This window comes from Microbulbifer sp. MI-G (assembly GCF_030440425.1).
GTDB lineage: Bacteria > Pseudomonadota > Gammaproteobacteria > Pseudomonadales > Cellvibrionaceae > Microbulbifer > Microbulbifer spongiae.
Genome location: NZ_CP098023.1, coordinates 1,367,497 through 1,386,754, shown reverse-complemented (window position 1 = coordinate 1,386,754; position 19,258 = coordinate 1,367,497). Strand labels below are relative to the sequence as shown.

The following is a 19,258-nucleotide window of genomic DNA, read 5'->3' as shown; positions in this document are numbered from 1 at the left end:
GCAATCTGGGGTTTGGAGGAGTACACTTCACCTACTTGTAGAACGCTGCGCAGCCATTGCCGGACACAGGGTTACTGGAGCCCATCTTCCACCTGCTCGCAACATGTTCAATTTCTGCTCCAATGGAAAAAGATAACCACAAATGCAGAACCAGCACGAAGGTGACACAGGGCGGAATATCAACCCCCACTACGCTACCTATTTTCGCACCCTGGTCTGTTTCGCGGCAGCGGGTACTCTGGTCAATGTCAATGCAGATGGCTGGTCCCCTCCCTGGCAGGTAGACAAGCTGCTCAGTGCGGGTATGGTGGTGTTACTAGTCACTTACTGCGCCGTCGCCCAGTATATTCTCTGCCGGGTCCAGGCTTTGAAAGCTCAAAAGGCCCGCCGTTTCCTAACCTTCATCGATACAGTGTTGATTGGCATCACCATTGCCCTGGCCAACTTCAGCATGCTCCCATCCCTGCTGTTTGTTACAGTTGTACAACTGAATGCCCTCACCTTGGGTGGTGGGCGCAATTGGTTTGAGCATAATACCGGTCTGCTTGTGGGCGTTGCTGCCGGTTACCTAATACACAGACCGACACTGCTGATCAATGCCGATCTCACCATCAGCACCGTGAGCCTCATCGGGATTTTGGCTTACCTGTGCGCCTACGCCTTTTTCACCCAGCGACAGATCAGCCTGCTTGAGAGCGCTAACTGCGCCCTGACAACCGAACAGCGGGTTAACAAGGTGCGCTCCTACAAATTATCTAAATACCTGCCCAAACGACTGTGGCGGTCTGTCACCATGGGCAACGAGCAGGCACTGACCACCCAGAGAAAGCTACTGAGCGTTTTCTTCTCTGATATCAAGGATTTTAGTCAGCTTACCGAAGAACTGGAAGCGGAAACCTTCACGCTTCTGCTCAACAACTATCTCTCTGAAATGGCCCGTATCGCGGGTCAATACGGCGGCACCATTGATAAGTTTATCGGCGATGCGGTGATGGTGGTATTTGGAGACGACGAAAGTAATGGGCCAAAATCCGATGCATTGCGCTGTGTGGCCATGGCCCTGGCAATGCGCAAGCGTGTGCGCGAAATGAAACAGGAGTGGTACAATAAAGGGATCTCGCGTCCCTTGCAGGTGAGAATGGGCATCAATACCGGCTATTGCACCGTGGGCGTTTTTGGTACTGCCAACTACCAGTCCTATACAGTGATGGGCACGCATGTAAACCTAGCTTCGCGCCTTGAAGGTGCGGCCCAGCCCGGGGAAATCCTGATCAGCCACGAGACCTGGGCCATGATTAAGCACACGGTCATGTGTCGTGACAAAGGGCATATCACCGTAAAGGGAATCAGCACCCCAGTAAAGGTCTACCAGGTTACCGATCTGCGCAAAAATCTTGGTGGTCAGCAGAGCTATCTGGAAGAACATGCACCCGGCTTCTCCATGCATCTGGATCTAGACAAAATTCGCAATTATGACAAGGAAAAAGTATTGCAGTCTTTGCAAAAAGCAACTTCCAGCCTGAAGAGCAAAGTAATTATTTAAGTTTCACCAGTCTGCACAGTCATTGCAATTTGGTTTTTAAAGGGCTGTATGCATGCGCACAGCCAAGTTGCCCATAATCCACACTGTACCCAGAACAATAATTAGCAGGATCAGAGTTGAGAACAGTACCAGCGCCAGATTTTCACGCTGTTCTTTTTGCGTAGTGGCATGCAGGAAGTATTTGAGCTGCACAACCAGCTGTGCCACCCCCAGCAACCCTACCAGCAACAAAACACGCTTATTATCCGGACCGGCAGAGAGCACTGCTGCGAAGGCGGCGAGTGTTAACACTACAGACAATACATAACCTGTCAGATAGGCACGCAAATGGGTTGCAAACCCGGATTTTTCAGCCATATACCCACCCGCCAAAATAGACTACCGAAAAGATCCCGATCCAGATCAAGTCCAGAAAATGCCAAAACAGTGCCAGGCGCAAAAAACGCAGCTTTATGATATCCACCATTCCCACGCGCCATATCTGGGCAATCAGCACCAGCATCCACAGGCACCCGAAAGTGACATGTAGCCCGTGCAGGGGCACAAGACCAAAAAAGGCGGACAGATAACCACTACGCTGTGGTACCCCCCCTTTTGCGGCCATTCCCGAAAAATCGTAGAGTTCCAAAGCCAGAAAGCCGAGTCCCAGAACCAGGGTCACCACCACCCAGAATAAAAAACTGGTTTGGCTACGCTGGTGTTTCATGGTAACAGTGGCAATACCCACCGTAAGGCTGCTGGTAAGCAGCAACATGGTTTGAGCAAACAAGCTGCCAAAATCGAACAATTCCTTCGGACCGGGCCCCCCGGCCGTGGCACCGATCATAGTGATATAAATGGCGAAGACGACCCCGAAAAAAATCAGATCGCTCATCATAAAAACCCAAAACCCGAAGATGACTACATCCGGGTCTTTGTGCAACGCCCCTGGAGTATCTCCCGGGTTCGTGCTCGGGCTATTGACTGCAGTAGTTACTTCCATCTATTGGTCTAATGCTCCAACTTGGCATAACCTGTGTTTTGCGGGGTATTTTCCAGGTCCCTGTCCACCGCCTGGCTCCGTTTCACCAATCCCAACCATCGTTCCGTATCTGACTGGAGCTCGCTTGCCAGAATAACCCGCTCGGATTCCCAGCGAAAAGAGGAAGCGATCACTGCGCTAAGTATCACCAACGCAGAGACCAGGGCCAGCCACCATATATACCAAACCAAAGCAAACATCAGGACGCCACTGGCCACACACAGAATAAAGCCCAGAGGATTGTTTTTCGGAAGCTCAATATCTCGATATACTTTTGGTGGCTGATAGGCGTATCCCTGTTCTTTAGCCTCGGTAAATGCATCCCGTTCCGTTACCCGAGGCAATTGAGCAAAATTATAGGATGGCGCCGGTGCCGGAATCGACCATTCCAGAGAGCGGCCGTCCCAAGGGTCACCCACGGGCACCCGGTTTTGATTTCTGTTGCGCACGCTCACGATCAATTGCACCACAATAGTAATTAGTGCAGCGAGAATCACCATCGCACCAATAAAGGCCACGACCATAAAAGGTTTGAAGGTCAGGTCCATATAACTGAAGGAGCGCCGCGGCATGCCGAGCAGCCCGGCTCCGTACAGAGGAAAAAAGGTCATCATAAAACCGGCAATCCAAAGAAATGCTGACAGCCGCCCCAACTTGTCATTGAGACGGAATCCGAACGCTTTCGGAAACCAGTAATTGTATCCGGCGAGAAGACCAAACAACACACCGGGAATCAGTACATTGTGGAAATGCGCCACCAGAAACAAAGTATTATGCACTTGGAAATCCACAGTTGGATTAGCCAGGATGACGCCCGTCAAACCTCCAATCACAAACAAAATCAGAAATCCAATGGCGTAAATCATCGGGGCTGTAAAGCGAATCCGCCCCCGGTACATAGTCGCCATCCAATCATAGACTTTAACACCGGTGGGTACCGCAATCAGCATAGTCGCAATACCGAAAACGATATTGATCGTGGGGCTCTGCCCCATGGTAAAAAAGTGGTGCAACCACACAGTAAAGCTCAATACTGCAATACTTGCTGTAGCAAAAACCAGAGATTTATACCCGTAAAGTCTCTTTGCGGAAAAAGTAGAGAAGACTTCCGAAAACACACCGTAAGCAGGCAACACAAGCAGGTAGACCTCTGGATGCCCGAAGAGCCAAAACAGATTGGCATAATTCATCATATTTCCACCGAGATCGTTGGTGAAAAAATGAAAATCCAGATATCGATCCAGGCCCAGCATCAGTGCTGCCACACTGAGTGGTGGCAGGGCAAAAATCATCAAAATAGAAGAGCACAACGCCGTCCAGCAGAACATTGGCATACGAAAAGGCCGCATCCCGGGGCAGCGACATTTCAAGATGGTCACAGTGAAATTAATTCCTGTAAGGGTGGTGCCTGCTCCGGAAAATACGATAGCCCAGATCCAATAGTCCGGGCCAACTCCGGGGCTGAAATCCGCCCCGGTGTAGGGCGGATAAGCGGACCAGCCACCGGTGGAAAATTCACCCACCACCAGAGATACCATCATTAACAGGCCCGATGACACCGTGACTGCCAGGCTGAGCTGGTTTAATACCGGAAAAGCGACATCGCGGGCACCAATTTGAAGTGGCATCACATAGTTGATAATACCCACTAGGAATGGAACGGCTACGAAAAACACCATAATGGTGCCATGGGTACTAAACAACTGGGCAAAGTGGTCCGCATAGAGAAATCCGTCTGGTGCTGCGGCCTGTTGCGCCCGCATCACCATGCCTTCCAGCAGACCGCGAGCCAGCATCACCAAAGCAAACACTATATACATGATGCCAATTTTTTTATGATCCGTACTGGTCAACCATTCGGACCAGAGAGTGCCCCAGACCCGATACCAGGTCATCAATCCAAGCGTGGCGAGTGTGGCAAAAATGACAATACTACCGGCGGCGCTGGCAACAGCCTCACTCACCGAGGGATTGTGCAGGAAGCTGCTGAAAACGATTGAATCCCAGTTCAATTTTCCCAGCCAGCCGTGATCGACACTATTCATGGCTGCGTATCCCTTACAGCATCCCCGCCCCGGCCAAATTTTTCCGTACCGGGCTGCTCCTCAATACTGAGCGGTTTACCAGAGTGATAGCGCATCACAATATCCCGGAAAAGCTGTTTATTGGACAGGGTAAAATAAATGGCCCTGGCAGGCATTTGCGTCGTGGCCAATTCACTATGCGCCTTGCGACGAGTTGATCGCTCAGCCAAACGGTGATAGGTAGCGGTATCTAGTTCAATACCTACAGCGCGCACCTGTTGCGACCAGGCTTGGAAATCCTCTTCGCTCCTCACCAACACTTCAAATTTTTGATCGGCAAATCCCTTTCCCGTGAACTGGGTGTTTTCCCCCTCGGTTTCCCCAATCTTCGAAGCAATAAAATTGAGCTTGGTGGTCATACCCGGCATGACATAGATTTGTCCAGCGAGAGCGGCGATCAGAAATGACTGCATTACCGTATCGCTGGTCAAGATCATGGATACCGGGGTATTAACCGGGATCACCATCTCCCCAACTGTTGCGATACCCAGGTCGGGGTAGATGAAAAGCCATTTCCAGTCCAGCCCCACCACCTGCATCTGTATAGGCGGTAGAACCCCTTCAACCGCCTGGTAGGGATCTAAGCGGCTGGTGGCGCGCCAGAGCATGGAAGACAGGACCAATATCACCATAAAAGGGACACCCCACATCATCAGCTCCAGCGGACCGTAAGACTCCCACTTAGGCGCATAGATACCGCGCCCTTTCTTGCGGCGGTACTTGATCAGTATCACCGGCAACAGGATAAACACCGGAAAGACCGCCACCATAGTCAGGGCTATAACCCACAGAAAATGTGTTTTCTGTTCCTGAGCGATAGGCCCTAGAGGCACCAGAAAAGTCTCGGCTGCAAAGGTTTGAGCGGGGCTCAATAAGCAAGGTAGTAACAGCAACAATACAAACGTGGGTCCGGGCAAATGGAAGAAGCCCCACACCGGCGCCCGGTTACTCAGCTGCAAAAATCCCGTAGGCGCTTCAACTTTCCAGTCCATGGTAAAGTCCGCCGAAGATATTCTTTCCCTGTCAATCAGACAGATTGCCAGGTCCATGTGACATAAAAACAGCCACCAACGGTCTATAAGCTCCCTTGAACACAAGCAATTCGGTGCAGTTGAAGCGTTATTTCAAGAGTGATGAGTTTGGCAAACCGTCTCACCAGACCAGAATAGCTGATCGGGGCACGCTTGTCCGCCAGCTGAACACCTGTGAGCCAAACCTGAAAGAAACGAAGGACTACTGTCGGGGAAATCGTGGTGGCAAATGTTTCTCGATACACGTAGAGCGCAGCGGGTTAATATCCAGACCCCCACGGCGAGTATAGCGGGCACAGATCGTTAACTCAGAAAAATCCGCCAGCTGCTGGAGATCACAAAATATGCGCTCTACACAGTGCTCGTGGAAATCCTGGTGTTCGCGAAAGGAAATGATATAGGCCAGCAGCGCCTCACGCTCGAGTGCTGGTCCCTTGTACTCCACCACGACTGTGGCCCAGTCCGGTTGGCCGGTAACCGGGCAGTTAGTACGCAGCAGATGACTATAAAGTGTTTCGCTCACGTCCTCCTCGCGCTTATCCAGGGCAAGCAGTGCCGAATCCGGCTGGTATTGCTCTACTTCAATATCCAGATGATCCAGGCAATAGCCACAGGGCTTTTCCACCGCCAGGGCCCTATCCTCCACATCTACCAGGGTGACGCCCACATTCGTCAGAGCGGTGGCGCTCAAATCCCGTGCCAGAGTATCCTGTACCAGGCGCCAGGATTCAAACCTGCTCTGATTAAACGCGTTCAGATACAGTTTGAGGGATTTGGACTCCACCATGTGGGGACTCTCTGCCGGAAAACTGAAGCGTGCCACTGCCACCTGGGGCTTACCCCTGGGATTCAGCCATGAAAGTTCAAATGCCCACCACTCGTCCACCCCAAAAAACGGCAGGGCACCGTGGGGCAACCCCAGCTGGGCGCGAGAAACAGAGCGCTGGATTGGATGCAGCAACTGTGGATTGTAAGTGGATTCATAATTGGTCTCCCGACCCAGAGGGAGATTGTGCCAGTCTTTTCTGCTCATACTCAGCCTCAGTGCCGCAAACGCTTGCCATGGCTCATCAGGTAGAGACCCCAGCTCACAAGCAAGGCAATAAATACCAGAACCCCAACGAAAGCCCAAACCACATTGATATCGGAGACGCCCAAAATCCCGAAACGGAAGGAATTCACCATATACAGAATCGGATTCAGTTTTGACAGTCCCTGCCAAAATGGGGAGAGCAGGTCAATGGAGTAGAAGACCCCCCCCAAATAAGTGAGCGGGGTCAGTACAAAGGTGGGGATAATAGAAATGGCATCAAAACTGTTGGCATAGATAGCATTGATAAATCCAGCCAGGGAAAACAGTACTGCGGCCAACAGTACAATAGCCGCGGTGACGGCCAGATGCTTCACACTTAGTGAAGTGAAAAAAACCGCCACCAGGGTAACTATCAGGCCGACCATTAAACCCCGCGCTACGCCCCCAAATACATAGCCAGCCATCACCGCCCAATTGGGTGTGGGCGACACCAGAAGTTCCTCAACACTGCGCTGGAACTTGGCACTGTAAAAAGAGGAAGCCACATTCGCGTAGGAATTAGTAATCACCGACATCATAATCAACCCCGGCACCACGAACTCCATATAGGGATAGCCATCCATGTTGCCGATCCGGCTGCCAATCAGGGAACCAAAAATGACGAAGTACAGCGACATGGTGATGACTGGCGGCACCAGTGTTTGCGGCCATATACGGATAAAGCGACGCAGCTCGCGACGCAAAACGGTGCTGAATGATATCCAGATCAACTTGCCGCTCACTGGTCCAGCCCCTCCATTTTTTCCTCGGACAACATGGAGAGAAATAATTCCTCCAGGCGATTGGCGCGGTTGCGCATACTGGTCACAGTGACACCCTGTGTCTTGAGTGCAGCGAAAAGCTCGGTCAACGACTGACCCTTCTCTACCGTGACTTCCAGGGAGTGACTATCCAACAGGCGGCATTCAAATTCCAACAACACCGGCGCCTTCTCCAGGTAGGCATTGCAATCTAGAATAAACCTCTCACGGTTGAGTGTTTTCAACAGAGACTTGATTGACGTATTTTCAACAATAATTCCCTTGTCGATGATGGCAATATTGCGACACAGGCTTTCCGCTTCCTCCAGATAGTGGGTTGTGAGGATGATTGTGGTGCCCTGCGCGTTGATCCTCTCCAAAAAGCGCCACATGGAGCGGCGCAACTCAATATCCACCCCGGCAGTCGGTTCATCGAGAATCAGCAGCTTCGGTTCATGAATCAGTGCCCGCGCTATCATCAACCGGCGCTTCATTCCCCCTGATAACATACGCGCCTGGGTGCCGCGCTTGTCCCAAAGGTCTAACTGCTTCAAGTATTTTTCAGAGCGCTCCCCAGCCAATTTGCGCGGCATCCCGTAAAAGCCCCCCTGAGTCATTAAGATGTCGGAGACCTTTTCAAACTGGCTGAAATTAAATTCCTGGGGTACCACACCCAGCAAACGCTTGGCAGCAGGAAAATTGCTATCGGTATCAATCCCAAAAATTGAAACACTCCCTGCCGTCTTGCGCACCAGCGAGCAAATAATGCCGATGATAGTGGACTTACCCGCGCCATTGGGACCTAACAAAGCAAAAAAATCCCCCGGCTGTACCGCAAAGCTGATGTCTTTTAGAGCCTGAAACCCGTTTTCATAGGTCTTTTGCAAGTTTTGGATGGAGAGCGCCGCGGTCATCTTTCACTCCTGTCGCTGAAAGCGCCATTCAACGGGCTTACCTGGATAATTTCAAGCACAGGGCAGGGAGTTGACCCTAAAAACCCGCCGAGCAGTTGCAAACCGAAGCGCACCAGCGAAATAGACAGACTAACAGGCAATATATTGGAAAACGAAAACGCCAATCGAGCAAGCGGCTTTTTCTTTGGAGCGGGAAACCGGGTTCGAACCGGCGACCTCAACCTTGGCAAGGTTGCGCTCTACCAACTGAGCTATTCCCGCATTTTGGATTGGCCCGGCAGCTCGGCTGCCGGGCCCTATTGGCATCCCCAAGGGGAGTCGAACCCCTGTTACCGCCGTGAAAGGGCGGTGTCCTAGGCCTCTAGACGATGGGGACAAAAACCTGCTCTACCACCTGCGGTTCTCGCGCTGCCACACTGCCTTTGGCACTGCCAGCAAACAATCGGTGGTCTTATTCTGCGGACAGGATCTAGACACCACCCGGCAGAGTAACTTATTGAATTGGAGCGGGAAACCGGGTTCGAACCGGCGACCTCAACCTTGGCAAGGTTGCGCTCTACCAACTGAGCTATTCCCGCATGGCATCCCCAAGGGGAGTCGAACCCCTGTTACCGCCGTGAAAGGGCGGTGTCCTAGGCCTCTAGACGATGGGGACCCAGATTTACTTGTGCTGCTGCAGCGCTCCACAGTGTAGCTCCGCGTCAGAAGTGGGGCGCATTCTATGCACCACCCGGAGTGCTGTCAATATCCCCGCTAATTTTTTTTTCTTTTATTGTCAGGCACTTACCCAACCCAACGGATTCCAGTTGACCGGCTCTTGGGACGGATTGAAGCATTGCTGGGCACACTTTTAGCCCGGAGGTGTAACGCCTCGAGAAATACGCGGATACGCTTCGCATTGGCACCCAAATCACTGACGCCCACACGGGAGCTGGAGCGCACATCCACCCGAGAACCCCCATCGTCCTCTGCCTGCACCCGCACCACAATGTCATCCGTAAACCCCAACAACCGCGTTCTAGCCACGGCCTCCAGATGACCGCGCTCTGGCTGATAGGACACGAGTTTCCAGCCCAGATCCGTCGCCACCTCTCCCGCCAGCTCCGTCGTGCGAGTCACGGGCAAGTGGACGTGCAGAGGGATGATATCCGCGTAGACATCAACGCCGCGCTGCAGGCGGGCCACAGATTCTCCCCCATACTCGGCACTATTATCCCCTTTCTTACGCAGGGCCAGAATTGCGCGGTACTGGGGCGGATTGCGGGTATCTGTGCTGATATCGTGAATTCGCGGTACGCTGAAGTTGTCCTTGCCCACCGTCATCAAGGGCACCGCCACCGGCAACAGTCCCAATAAGACCGACCACAGGGCATTGCTGCGGGCGCGGACGTTGTGACTGCGCACACCCCAGACAAAGACAAACAGGCTGGCCAGTGCAATCGCCAGCGCCCCTGCCCCGGCATAGGTGAATACCTTGAAGACAACACCAAAGTGCAGCAGCTCGAACCTCAGCGCTAACCCTGCGAAAACAATGGCCGTGAGCAGAACCCATTGCGTCCAGAGCAGAACGCGACTCCAGTGCCAGTGTGTCACTCCTCACCTCCTTTCTCACCATTGTCTTTATCAAGTGTTACCGACAGGGAATTCACGCAGTAACGCAAGCCGGTGTCGGTGGGACCATCGTTAAATACATGCCCCAAATGGCTGTCGCAGTTGCGACAGCGAATCTCCACCCTGAGCATACCAAAACTGTTATCGGGCAGCTCTCTGATGATGCCCCGGCTCGCCTCTGCATCGAAACTGGGCCAGCCGCATTGACTCTCAAACTTTGCTCCAGAGTCAAACAACACTTCGCCACAACAGCGGCAGCGATAGACACCCCGGTCAAACACATCCCAATACTCTCCGCTAAAGGGCGCCTCTGTCCCACCTTTGCGGCAGACTTCAAACTCTTCATCTGTCAGCTTATCGCGCCAGTAGTTATCGTCTTTTTGTTTTGACATACTCTGTTACCCGTAATAACCAGTTCCCGCAGGAGCGGTGCCGACCGCTAGTGGACTTCCCGGCTTTTGCGCAGCTCGCTCGCGGACCAGGGCGGCTCCTGCCAGGCTACAGGGCTGCCGAACCACTATGAAGGACATCCACAAATCTGACAAACTGCACGGCGTCTGCTATGAGATCCGCGGCCCGGTGATGGAACAGGCCCACCGCATGGAAGAGGAAGGCCACCGCATACTCAAACTGAATATCGGCAATCCCGCCCCTTTCGGCTTCGATGCACCGGATGAGATCATCCAGGACGTAATTCTCAACCTCACCCACGCTCAGGGCTATGTGGAATCCAAGGGGCTGTTTGCTGCACGCAAGGCCATTATGCAGGAGTGTCAGACCCTGGGTATCCAAGGAGTTGATATAAACGACATCTACCTGGGTAATGGCGTCTCCGAACTGATTTCCATCGCCACCCAGGCACTGCTCAATAACGGTGATGAACTCTTGCTGCCCATGCCCAACTACCCTCTGTGGATGGCGGCAACCAATTTGACCGGCGCCAACCCGGTGTTGTACCGCTGCGACGAGGGTTCCGGTTGGCTGCCGGATATCGAGGATATCAAGTCCAGGATCACGCCGCGTACACGCGGCATCGTAGTCATCAATCCCAACAACCCCACCGGCGCCATCTACCCGCGGGCACTGCTGGAAGATATCGTCGAAATCGCACGCAGCCACAATCTGGTGATCTTTGCCGATGAGATCTACAGCAAAATTCTCTATGACGGTGCGGAGTTTATTCCCATGGCCAAACTGGCCCAAGATGTGCTCTGCCTGAGTTTCAACGGCCTGTCCAAATCCTATCGACTGGCCGGTTTCCGCTCCGGCTGGATGGTGATCAGTGGCACCAAACACCGGGCCGAGGGATTCATCAGCGGTGTGGACATACTGGCTTCCATGCGGCTATGCAGTAACGTTCCGGCCATGTTTGCGGTGCAAACCGCGCTTGGGGGCTATCAGAGTATCAACGATCTGGTGCTGCCCGGCGGACGCCTGCGCCAACAGCGCGATCTGGCCTACCACATGCTCAAAGAAATTCCCGGAGTCAGCTGCGTCAAACCCAGTGGCGCGATTTACCTATTCCCCAAACTCCATCTGGATCACCACAAGATTGACAATGATGAGCACCTGGTGCTCGAATTTCTGCGCCAGGAAAAAATCCTGCTGGTCCAGGGGACCGCTTTCCATTGGGATGCACCGGATCATTTGCGCATCGTCTTCCTGCCCCAGGCCGACGATCTCTGCCACGCCATCGAGCGCCTGGGGTATTTTCTGGAACGATATTCCCGCTGATGTTAGACGACTTACATATTCACGATTTTTATCGCCACACTGGCAGAATCCTGCTGGCGTTGTTTGACCAGTTCCCTGTACCGGCCACCCTTTATGTAGAGGATATCGCCGGACCCGATACTCCTGACGCATTCGGACTACACTCGCCGCACCATCTCGCCTGCCTGGGGGCAATGACATGGCTAAAACAAAGTGGCTACATCGACTTTGCCCAACTGCTGGGCCAGGAAGCGATGGAAAATGCAGTGCTGAGTCACAGGGGCTTTTTGCTGTTAATCAACACTCAGGCCGAGCCGGGGCAGAGCAACGCACAATTGCTCAACAGCGCCGTGCGCAGCGGTTCATCCGCGGAACTGCAGGCGCTGATGGAGCACCTGATGCGGGAGTTCGCCGCATCCCGAGGCAGCCTGTGTGACCACTAATGCCGGCGGCGGTATTTTACGTGCAGCATCTTTAATGCTGCATCCGCATCCCGATCCGGGAAGTCGGGATTCTGTGGCAGACGCGCGGCCACTGCATACCCCATATCGGCCTCGAGAATCAATTCGCGAAAGCGGGCCTCACTGTAGCGCGGGGAATTGATTACCATCAACAGATCCGCCTCCTCCGCAAGGCAGGCGGGCAATTGCTGCAGCAGTTTTGCGTAGTTATGGATCACATCAAAGCGCCCTTTCTGGCGTGTGGGGGGGTCCACCACCCCCAGTTGGAAGGGACCGCGCCGATCAAAGCGCTTGAACTGGCGCAGCGCATCCAGCGGCAGAAACTGGATGCCCTCCAGGGGCAGGCCATTGATCACGTGATTCTCGCGCCCGCGTTTCAACACGCCGCGGTTCACATCCACATTCACAATGTCAATATTCCCTGCCGAGCGGGCCACTGCAGAGAAAACACAGGTAAAGGCAAACAAATTAAGCATTTTCACCGGCTTCTGTCCGGTGCGAAAACGTATCTGCTCCTCCAGCCAGATTCGACCCGGCTCTATGTCGAGAAAGAAACCCACATTCTGCCGCTCGAAAGTGAGGGGAAATTTCAACCCGCCACGTCGCGCCATCGGCGTCGCTACCGCCACACCGCACACCCAGTCCACCGAAACCCCGGCCAGATAGCGCCGTTGTACGGCGACACCCCGATAACCGCTAGGCTGCGCCAATCGCCACAATTCCTCACACAACGCCGTTTCGCCCCGGTGTGGCTCAAAAAAAGTGACCAGTATTACCGGAAAAAAACTGTCTACACTGACCTGCTCCAGACCCGCGTAGCTGCGGCCACGGCCATGGAATAGCCGCCGGCTATCCCCGTCGCCCCCGGCTAACTTATTCGCAACCTGCTCGAGTAATGGCCCCCACACCGCAGACAGCATGCTCAGAGTGCCCCATTGCTCAGGGGATAGAGGATCGCATCCCGGTAACCAGTCACAACCCGGATAAAACCCGACCACTGCCAATCCAGTTCGGGGTCGCCACTATCCATCAGCAGGGGCCGACCACCCAGTTCGGAAATTTTGCTTTTGGTGGCCACCACCATCAAGTGATCGCGTCCCACTGCTTGCAGAATACTCGGGGAAAACTGCTGGTTGCCACGGCCAAGCAAATGACCCTGCCCGCCAATAGCGGTGAGAATAATGTTTACCGGGCCATTGTGCAGTGCCATGGCCGCTTCAATCTGAGGTGCGCTGACATCTGCCTGTTTCAAAGTGCCCTGCAGCAGCAGATCCACTCCCAGCAAAGTGCCCTGACAGCCCAGTGCAGTCAAAATCGCCAAAGTAGTGGAGCCCGGGCCGACGATATACAGTGTTTGCGGGTCCAGTGCCTCAAGAATGTCGGCGGCGATATCCGCCACCGCCAGTGCCTCTACTTCGCGCCCGGCATTCTTTACCGCCTGTAAAAAATGGCCCTCCCGAGGTACCAGCAGTTCGCCGTAGTAGCGGGTGCGCACGCGCCCCCGGCGAAAAGACTGTTCGTCGATATCCCGCACTTCACACTCACATAGATCCACCAGCTGCCCTGCCATCAAGCGCCGCAATACTTCACCCCCGGCTTTGGGAGAGATGGCAAAACATGCCGAATGCATCTTGACGCCGGCGGGAATACCCAATACCGGGAAATGTTCTCCGAGGGCGTTGACGATATCGCGTGCAGTGCCGTCACCGCCGACAAACACAATCAGGTCGGCACCGGCATCACGGATAGCAACGGCTGCCCGTTCGGTATCCGCAGACGTGGAGGGGGTGGATTCCGCAGCTCCCAGGATACGCACAGAAAAACCCAGCGCACGGGCGGTGTCCTCTCCCATCTCGCCGGCAAAACACAGTAGTTCCAACTGTCCGCGATAGGGCGTCAGAGCCTCCAGGGCAATCCTCGCACGCAAGTGGGACTGGGGTTTACTACCCGAAGCCAGGGCCCGTTCAACTGTCTCGGTACCATCACTGCCCTTCAGCCCCGCCGGGCCACCAATGCCTGCCCAGGGGTTAATAATCAAACCGAGTTTTTTCACCTGCTTATCTATTTGCACATCAAACCCAATACTGCCAGTTGTTGCAATTCTTCTTCGTTCAATACCTCCGCCGGGGCTGTGTAGTGACAAAACTCCAGACGCTTGGGGTACTCCCGACGCAGCCGATCAAATCCCTGCGCCATGGGCTCAGTGTCGGACGCCGCTTCGCGCAGGCGGCGGTCATCGACGCGCGGATCGTACATCTGCAGCAGTAGATCGGCCATTGCCCCTCCCTGCCCTGCCCCTAGGTCAGCCTCACCACTCCTCGCATTTCCCGGCACAATCCGGATAGTGGCGCTATTGCCTGAGGTTTCTGGAGCCATTGGGGGAAGTGCAAGATCCATCAAAGCGGACAACCCCTCGCGAACCTGGCGGGTTCCGGCCAGCTTGCCGTCGTCACTGTAACCGGCAATATGCGGCGTGGCCAAATCCACCCGTTGCAACAGCTCGGTATCGATCTCCGGCTCGTTTTCCCACACATCCAACACCGTTCGAAAGCACGGTTTCCGCTTGAGCCGTTGCAGCAGCGCACGGCTGTCCAGCACCGCACCGCGCCCGGCACTGATCAGCACGGCACCATCGCGGATATGCGACAGCTGCTCCGGCCCGATCATATGCAGGCTGGGATAGCGCCCGCCTTTGACCAGGGGCGCGTGCAAACACACAATATCCCGCCCCAGTACCTGGGCCAGTGGGGCAGAATCCGGGTTATCCGGCAGCCAGGGGTCATATACCGCACAGGAGGCACCCAGGGCATGCAGACGCTTTTGCAATAAACCGCCCACATTGCCGCACCCCACAATACCGAAACTGCGCCCACGCCAATCGACCTCCAGAGCGGCCAGGGCACAAAATACATACTCCACCACGGCATTGGCATTACAGCCAGGTGCCGCACTCCAGTGAATGCCATTGCGCTCCAACCACGGAATATCCAGATGGTCTGTGCCGATGGTGCAGCTGCCTACAAAGCGCACCGGGGTGCCCTGCAAGAGGCTCTGATTCACTTCGGTCACGGAGCGCACCAGCAGGATATCCGCCCCGGACAACTGCTCCCGGCTCAGGGTGCGACCGGGACAGCGCCGCAGGGTGCCGAGATCCCCGAAGAACCGCTCCAGTGCTGGAATATTTTCATCGGCGACGATCCTCAATCCGGGGGTCTCTACAGCGGTGTTATTCATTCAGACTCTCCATGCGCACACCCAAGGATACGCATCATTTTTCCGCCAAGGTCGGAAATGCCGAATTCCCCTGCCAGGGCGAGCGCCAGGTACAGGTCGACAGACTGGGGGCGCAATTGCCCCGGATTGATATCCAGCGCCATATTCTCCTCCAGGCAGGTCAGACGTTTAGCCAAGCGCAACTGGTCCGCATACTGCTCAAGACGCGCAGCAGTCCCCTTGGCACCGCGCAACGGCAGGGCGGCCACCCTGTCGAGCTGTGCCAGCAGGGCTTCAATATCTTCGAACTCTCGCAACAGACAGGACGCGGTTTTCGGGCCAAGCCCGGGGATACCGGGAATATCGTCCCCCCTATCCCCCACGAGGGCCAGGTAATCGGCAATCTGCCCCGGGCGCACACCAAACCTCTGCTCCAGGGCCTCGCTGTCCAAACGCCGATCTGCCACTAGATCCCACAGGGACGAGGCTCCGCGGGCCAGCAATTGACCCAGGTCCTTGTCGCGACTCACAATAACCGGAGCATACCTGCGCAGTTTGCGGGTCAGGGTGGCGAGGATATCATCCGCCTCGTAGCGTTCACTGGCGAAGCTGGCGATACCCAGCGCCTCCGCCATCTCCCGGCAGGCCGCCAGTTGGTAGGCGAGGGCAGCATCGGGCAAGGCGCGGCTGCACTTATAAGTCGGGTAGAGTGCATTGCGAAAGCAACTTCCCAAGGATTCATCAAATGCACAGGCAATATGGCGCGGACGCCGCGCCAGCATGTCCAACAGCAGATTGGTAAAACCGTAAACCGCTTCGGTGGCATAGCCGCTACGACTGTGCCAGTGGGGCGGTAGGGCAAAGTAATAGCGGAATATATGAATTGGCGCATCGATCAGATAACTGCTCACGATAAATCCGCCAGTTGGTAGATTTCGGCGCAAAACGGGTCGGGCTGCTCAAACGCACAAGCCAGGGCCCGGGCAAAGGCCCGCGCACGGGCGTTGACCCCCTTTTTGCAGTATTCCCGCACCCGCCTCCAGATCGCTGCCTTGAAACTGTCGCTGGGACCCAGGTCACTGTGAAGATTGTCACTACTCACCCGGAATCCGAGACCACAGGCCCGGGCAAAGATCCACTCCAGGGCCTGGGGCTCTACCTCGACTTCCTCGAACGCCGCCTGCTGCTCGGCACTGCGCCCATCGGGTAAATACCAGTAACCATAGTCTGGCAGCCGGCGGCGAACCTCTCCGGCCAGGCACCAATGTGCTGCCTCATGCAGGGCGCTGGCAGCATAATCCAGGGTAAACTCTACTTGGTGGTATCGCTGATTTCTCTCGGCAGGTCGGTAGTAGGGCTCTAAAAAGCCGCCGCAAAGTCGGGTATTGAACCCTTTTGGGTCGGCAAAACAGCAATCAAATACTAAGGTGATGCGAGCAGCCATTGGCTGAGTCATAGAAACTGGAGCTATTTCCGGGTTCTGAACGGGCAAGGTGTTCTCCAGGGCACCACAAAAGTGGGGACTATATCAACGCCTGCGCGGCAATCAAGGGGATGCTGCCACAGAGCAGATCCATCGCCCTGGTTGTATTTCCTCAGATCACCATATACCTTTATTGGCAGGGATGTCGCCAAAGGCAAAGCTTGTTGCGGATCCCTTAAGAGGGGAATTAATGTATTCCAACTCCCCCTCTTCTCCGGTCTCCCCTCAGTGACAATGCATTCGCAGTCGCAGCAGTATCTGGGGGAGGCGGTATCCAACCGGCCCTGCCAGGAGGTGCTCCATGACAGACCACTGCTGCAACAATGTGGTTGACCTCTTCACCGGCAAGCCGATCGGCAATTCGGCAGAAAGGCGCTTTATTCGTCTTTCTCCGGAACTCGACGGCTTGGAAATGCTCTACTCCAACAACGCCAGCGGAAAGGATCTCTATAGTTTGAAGATTCTGTGCTGGGGACTCAAAGCCAATGGCGAGGTCGTGGGCCTCGTTCCCTGGTTAAACTCCATAGTGGCCTGCCCTGATATCCAGGACCCTCTGGACGGGTGTTTTAAGGGTTACTATGACCCCGGCATTGAAGAGATTTTCCATCAGCCCCCGATCCACAAAATCGTCGAGTTGGAGACTGCGGCGGAGTACTTTGAATACGAGAGCAACAAGACCGAAGAGGTACTGCAGGAGATCCCCGATAGTATCGGCACCCATGCGGTGTTTATGGACGAGGACAGAGAGAACCTGACACTGATAGAAGTCATCAGTTGGCGCCTGCACGCCGATGGCGTGATTCTCGGTATGCTGATTGACCACGATATCGTTGAAACTACCCCGGTACTGCCGGGTGACCACTGCCTGTACCCGGCACAACAGAGCGAGGGCTTTCGCTACTTCTTTCAGCACCATATCGCCAACAAGATCAAATCCGAAGACCCGGAGGCATTGGCGGCTATTGCTGCACTGGTCACAGCGCCATAATAGCCCACTTAATCGACCAACAGGTCGAGATTATCTAAATCCATCTTTGTGTGGCCGGCTTGCGACCGGCCGCACTCCCCAGGCGCTTTGCTACTGACCTGTCATGGGTCTTGCGGGTTTCATAGCGGACGTTTCTGACCAGCTATTCCGCCTTTTTGATCCAATATACGAACTCGTCGTTTTCCCCGGCTTGTTGAAGCAGCTCATAGCCGAGAAACTGACAGAATTTGGGGACATCCCGCTGGGTGGAAGGGTCGGTGGCAAGCATTTTCAATACCTCCCCATCGGCGACATCACGCACCGCCGAATGCAATAACATCAGCGGCTCTGGGCACAGCAGGCCGCGGGTATCGAGGGTGTGATCTGACTTCATAGCATCCATTGTGCGCAATTTAACGGGCGCGGTCACCTGCGCGCTCCAGGCCCGCCGATACAGGAAGCGGTGGCTTGCGACCCTCTGGAGCGGAGCATAAACTGCGCCACGACCGCCTGTGCCGACTGCCAATGCCGGGCCTGGGTCAATCCACTGGCGCGACGGGGCTTAAAGTCGTGGTCTCCATCTTCCAGCCACGCGATCTCAACGGCATGTGACAATTCGTAGCCCGCCACTTCGGCACAGCTACCCAGAGGGTCCCGGTCTCCTTGTACAATAAGCATTGGACAGGAAATACCAGCCAGATGCTGTGTACGCAGCTTTTCCGGTTTCCCCCTGGGGTGGAACGGGTAGCCCAGACATACCAAACCGGCGATTAAGCCCTTCTCAAAACTCTCATCGGCAATCAGACTCGCAACCCTGCCCCCCATGGACTTGCCACCAATATACAAGGGCAAATCGTCCAGTTGCCGGGCTATCTGCGCGCCGAAACAGTGCAACAGTTGAGGCATGGTATTGGGCGGGCGCCGGCTCCCGCCGGTGCGGCGCTGGGCCATATAGGGGAACTCGAAACGAATCACTTCAATCCCCAGAGCACACAACCCCTGGGCCAGCACCTGCATAAACCGACTGTCCATGGGGGCACCAGCACCGTGGGCACACAGGAAGCGCGCGCGGGGCGCCTTGGGGCGGTTTATCAAGTACTCAGACATCTTGGGGCAGGTCCCGAGCCAGTACCAGGTTCACAGACGCCTCATCCGCATCGAACCAGATGACCACCTCACCGGACTGTAACTGGCGTCGCAGGCTCGATACCTTTTCCGACAGCGCTACCTCGCGCTCACCGTAATCAGTGCCTTCGCGGGTGGCATACTCTTCCAGGAGACTTTGCAGCGTGGCGGGATTGAGCTGTTCAAAGGGGATAAGCATACAAAAACAAATCGGGCGGGGCGGACGCGACCAGCATCACGCCCCAGCCACTAGCCAGTG

General features: G+C 55.0%; 21 protein-coding genes and 4 tRNA genes. 4 read left to right on the top strand and 21 right to left on the bottom strand.

Annotation, left to right across the window (positions count from 1 at the left end):
• Nucleotides 1–142 precede the first annotated feature (142 nt).
• Nucleotides 143–1,543, top strand: a complete 1,401-nt coding sequence (locus tag M8T91_RS05855) for an adenylate/guanylate cyclase domain-containing protein (RefSeq protein WP_301417732.1) — start codon at nt 143–145, stop codon at nt 1,541–1,543.
• 36 nt (nt 1,544–1,579) lie between these two features.
• Here the strand turns inward: M8T91_RS05855 and cyoD are convergent, their stop codons facing one another.
• From cyoD to msrB, 13 genes are all read right to left on the bottom strand, one after another.
• Nucleotides 1,580–1,900: a cytochrome o ubiquinol oxidase subunit IV gene (cyoD, locus tag M8T91_RS05850; protein ID WP_301417730.1), complete on the bottom strand. Its 321-nt coding sequence runs from the start codon at nt 1,898–1,900 to the stop codon at nt 1,580–1,582.
• On the bottom strand, nt 1,893–2,525 hold the full coding sequence (locus tag M8T91_RS05845) for a cytochrome c oxidase subunit 3 (protein ID WP_301417728.1): 633 nt from the start codon (nt 2,523–2,525) through the stop codon (nt 1,893–1,895). The genes cyoD and M8T91_RS05845 overlap by 8 nt, the downstream gene beginning before the upstream one ends.
• Nucleotides 2,526–2,533: 8 nt before the next feature.
• On the bottom strand, nt 2,534–4,609 hold the full coding sequence (locus M8T91_RS05840; protein ID WP_301417726.1) for a cbb3-type cytochrome c oxidase subunit I: 2,076 nt from the start codon (nt 4,607–4,609) through the stop codon (nt 2,534–2,536).
• Nucleotides 4,606–5,640, bottom strand: coding sequence for a cytochrome c oxidase subunit II (locus tag M8T91_RS05835; protein WP_301417724.1), 1,035 nt, complete (start codon nt 5,638–5,640; stop codon nt 4,606–4,608). The genes M8T91_RS05840 and M8T91_RS05835 overlap by 4 nt, the downstream gene beginning before the upstream one ends.
• Before the next feature lie 241 nt (nt 5,641–5,881).
• Nucleotides 5,882–6,712: an NADPH-dependent 7-cyano-7-deazaguanine reductase QueF gene (queF, locus tag M8T91_RS05830; protein ID WP_301417722.1), complete on the bottom strand. Its 831-nt coding sequence runs from the start codon at nt 6,710–6,712 to the stop codon at nt 5,882–5,884.
• A gap of 8 nt (nt 6,713–6,720) precedes the next feature.
• Nucleotides 6,721–7,494, bottom strand: coding sequence for an ABC transporter permease (locus M8T91_RS05825; protein ID WP_301417720.1), 774 nt, complete (start codon nt 7,492–7,494; stop codon nt 6,721–6,723).
• Entirely contained in the window at nt 7,491–8,426 is a 936-nt protein-coding gene (locus M8T91_RS05820; RefSeq protein ID WP_301417718.1) for an ABC transporter ATP-binding protein, read from the bottom strand. The genes M8T91_RS05825 and M8T91_RS05820 overlap by 4 nt, the downstream gene beginning before the upstream one ends.
• A gap of 185 nt (nt 8,427–8,611) precedes the next feature.
• Nucleotides 8,612–8,687 (bottom strand) — tRNA-Gly (locus tag M8T91_RS05815).
• Between the two features lie 39 nt (nt 8,688–8,726).
• Nucleotides 8,727–8,802, bottom strand: a tRNA-Glu gene (locus M8T91_RS05810).
• 126 nt (nt 8,803–8,928) lie between these two features.
• Nucleotides 8,929–9,004: transfer RNA gene (locus M8T91_RS05805), tRNA-Gly, on the bottom strand.
• A 1-nt stretch (nt 9,005) separates the two neighbouring features.
• Nucleotides 9,006–9,081 (bottom strand) — tRNA-Glu (locus tag M8T91_RS05800).
• A 128-nt stretch (nt 9,082–9,209) separates the two neighbouring features.
• Nucleotides 9,210–10,019 carry a DUF1499 domain-containing protein gene (locus M8T91_RS05795; RefSeq protein ID WP_301417716.1) on the bottom strand — a complete coding sequence of 270 codons (810 nt, stop codon included), beginning with the start codon at nt 10,017–10,019 and terminating at the stop codon, nt 9,210–9,212.
• Nucleotides 10,016–10,429, bottom strand: a complete 414-nt coding sequence (msrB, locus tag M8T91_RS05790) for a peptide-methionine (R)-S-oxide reductase MsrB (protein ID WP_301417713.1) — start codon at nt 10,427–10,429, stop codon at nt 10,016–10,018. Before msrB ends, M8T91_RS05795 begins: the two co-directional genes overlap by 4 nt.
• A gap of 127 nt (nt 10,430–10,556) precedes the next feature.
• Between msrB and M8T91_RS05785 the strand changes: the two genes are divergently transcribed.
• Entirely contained in the window at nt 10,557–11,771 is a 1,215-nt protein-coding gene (locus M8T91_RS05785; RefSeq protein WP_301417711.1) for a pyridoxal phosphate-dependent aminotransferase, read from the top strand.
• Entirely contained in the window at nt 11,771–12,193 is a 423-nt protein-coding gene (locus tag M8T91_RS05780; protein ID WP_301417709.1) for a hypothetical protein, read from the top strand. The genes M8T91_RS05785 and M8T91_RS05780 overlap by 1 nt, the downstream gene beginning before the upstream one ends.
• On the opposite strand, the gene M8T91_RS05775 is transcribed toward M8T91_RS05780, so the two are convergent.
• From M8T91_RS05775 to M8T91_RS05755, 5 genes are read right to left on the bottom strand one after another with little or no spacing between them, the layout of a single operon-like run.
• Nucleotides 12,190–13,131, bottom strand: a complete 942-nt coding sequence (locus M8T91_RS05775; protein ID WP_301417707.1) for a class I SAM-dependent methyltransferase — start codon at nt 13,129–13,131, stop codon at nt 12,190–12,192. The genes M8T91_RS05780 and M8T91_RS05775 overlap by 4 nt on opposite strands.
• A gap of 2 nt (nt 13,132–13,133) precedes the next feature.
• Entirely contained in the window at nt 13,134–14,282 is a 1,149-nt protein-coding gene (locus tag M8T91_RS05770; RefSeq protein ID WP_301417705.1) for an ATP-NAD kinase family protein, read from the bottom strand.
• A complete protein-coding gene (locus M8T91_RS05765; RefSeq protein WP_301417702.1) occupies nt 14,273–15,445 on the bottom strand; it encodes a 4-phosphoerythronate dehydrogenase in 1,173 nt (390 codons plus the stop codon). The genes M8T91_RS05770 and M8T91_RS05765 overlap by 10 nt, the downstream gene beginning before the upstream one ends.
• Entirely contained in the window at nt 15,442–16,335 is an 894-nt protein-coding gene (locus M8T91_RS05760) for a 5'-3' exonuclease (RefSeq protein ID WP_301417700.1), read from the bottom strand. The genes M8T91_RS05765 and M8T91_RS05760 overlap by 4 nt, the downstream gene beginning before the upstream one ends.
• On the bottom strand, nt 16,332–16,868 hold the full coding sequence (locus M8T91_RS05755) for an elongation factor P hydroxylase (RefSeq protein ID WP_301417698.1): 537 nt from the start codon (nt 16,866–16,868) through the stop codon (nt 16,332–16,334). Before M8T91_RS05755 ends, M8T91_RS05760 begins: the two co-directional genes overlap by 4 nt.
• A gap of 340 nt (nt 16,869–17,208) precedes the next feature.
• Here M8T91_RS05755 and M8T91_RS05750 point away from each other — a divergent pair, with 340 nt between their 5' ends.
• On the top strand, nt 17,209–17,895 hold the full coding sequence (locus M8T91_RS05750; protein WP_301417696.1) for a hypothetical protein: 687 nt from the start codon (nt 17,209–17,211) through the stop codon (nt 17,893–17,895).
• A gap of 142 nt (nt 17,896–18,037) precedes the next feature.
• On the opposite strand, the gene tusA is transcribed toward M8T91_RS05750, so the two are convergent.
• From tusA to M8T91_RS05735, 3 genes are read right to left on the bottom strand one after another with little or no spacing between them, the layout of a single operon-like run.
• Nucleotides 18,038–18,268, bottom strand: coding sequence for a sulfurtransferase TusA (gene tusA / locus M8T91_RS05745; protein ID WP_301419031.1), 231 nt, complete (start codon nt 18,266–18,268; stop codon nt 18,038–18,040).
• A gap of 32 nt (nt 18,269–18,300) precedes the next feature.
• Nucleotides 18,301–18,981, bottom strand: a complete 681-nt coding sequence (locus M8T91_RS05740; RefSeq protein WP_301417694.1) for an alpha/beta family hydrolase — start codon at nt 18,979–18,981, stop codon at nt 18,301–18,303.
• Complete coding sequence (locus M8T91_RS05735) at nt 18,974–19,198, bottom strand: YheU family protein (RefSeq protein ID WP_301417692.1); 225 nt, start codon at nt 19,196–19,198, stop codon at nt 18,974–18,976. The genes M8T91_RS05740 and M8T91_RS05735 overlap by 8 nt, the downstream gene beginning before the upstream one ends.
• Between the last annotated feature and the right edge of the window lie 60 nt (nt 19,199–19,258).